1 protein-coding gene and 1 pseudogene are annotated in these 1,276 nt (G+C 31.1%); both read right to left on the bottom strand.

The features are described 5' to 3' along the window. Nucleotides 1–302 (bottom strand): annotated as a pseudogene (locus CHH67_RS26625) (hypothetical protein); the annotation flags it as partial. A gap of 45 nt (nucleotides 303–347) precedes the next feature. Further along, a partial coding sequence (locus CHH67_RS24335; RefSeq protein ID WP_144029319.1) for a M16 family metallopeptidase occupies nucleotides 348–1,276 on the bottom strand: 929 nt, incomplete at its 5' end.

Here is a 1,276-nt window from a genome sequence, read left to right as displayed (position 1 = left end):
ACCATTCCGAAAATGATTGGGTATTTGCTGCCTGCTATTAAAGTATATGTCTTTAATAATCCACTTTCTTTAAGTCTTGCTGATTGTAGTCCAATTCCATTTAAAAATGTGCTGATGATAATAAAGGCCCAGAACCAAAAAATATATTTAATGATATCTAGATCATTGCTAGTGGAATCTAATATATTCCTCTGCAGAACTAATGCTATAAAAAGAGGAAAAATCACCGACCATACAAACGCCACTTTTTCGAAAAGTAACATTTTTAAATTTAGTATAAAGAATCCGAAAACTCTTCTCACACTATTCTCTCCCTTTATAAAAAATAGAACTTTTAAATGAATAGTTTATAGAGATTGATTGATCGCGGACTTTTTTCCGCTATTTATAATTGATATGGAGGCAGGGTATGAGAAAGTTTTAAATATAGCTTCATTAGTACAAGAAATTTCTTGGTTTTTTACTAACTTGAATACCCCGTTGATCCCTTCATCAGCCTCTAAACGGCTATATAAACCTAAAAATTCATATTTACCCAATTCCAACATCCTATTCCTGGTATTTTCAAATTCTAACGCCATCTGCCCTAACAATTTTAATTTACTTGTATTGAATTCCTCTTTATTCATACCATTGTTCCTATAATGATTTATTTTTCTGAAAGTTTCTTGAATAAGATAGTCTGTATCGTTCACTTTTGGTAAAGATGCACTGATTATAAATAGCCCTCCCTCTTTATATATGAGTGGATAAGAGTGTACCATATAAACTAAACCATGATTGTCCCTTAGTTCTTTAAACAATATGGAAGAAGCACCCATCCCAAATAACTGATTGAAAATCATAAAAGCAAGAAGTTTGGAATCCATATAAGAAAACAAGGGAAAACCCATCATGACAAAGTTCTGCGCAGTATCTCTTTGTGCTATCACGTTACTAGATTTATAATCTGGAAGAGCACTCTCTAAGCGATGATTATCCTTTTTACTCAAATTCGAAAATTTTTCTTCTAATATAGTTAATACTTCGCCATCATAGTTCCCTGATATTGAGATGACTATTTGTCTTGGATTTAGATTTTGAAAATAAAAATTTGATATATAATCGCTCTTCATTTTTGATATTGTTGTTAAATCTCCTAAAATAGGGCGAGACAGTATATGGTTTTTCCAAATTTCGGATATTAAATTTTGTTGGCAAACCTCATAATAATTATCCATATGCAAGTAGATTTCATTTATAATCACTTTTTTCTCTTGGTCAATATCCTCTTGTG

The sequence above is a fragment of the Paenibacillus campinasensis genome (assembly GCF_002272015.1).
GTDB lineage: Bacteria > Bacillota > Bacilli > Paenibacillales > Paenibacillaceae > Paenibacillus_AQ > Paenibacillus_AQ campinasensis.
Note: the sequence above shows the minus strand (reverse complement) of the source record. Positions and strands in the feature narration are given on the sequence as shown.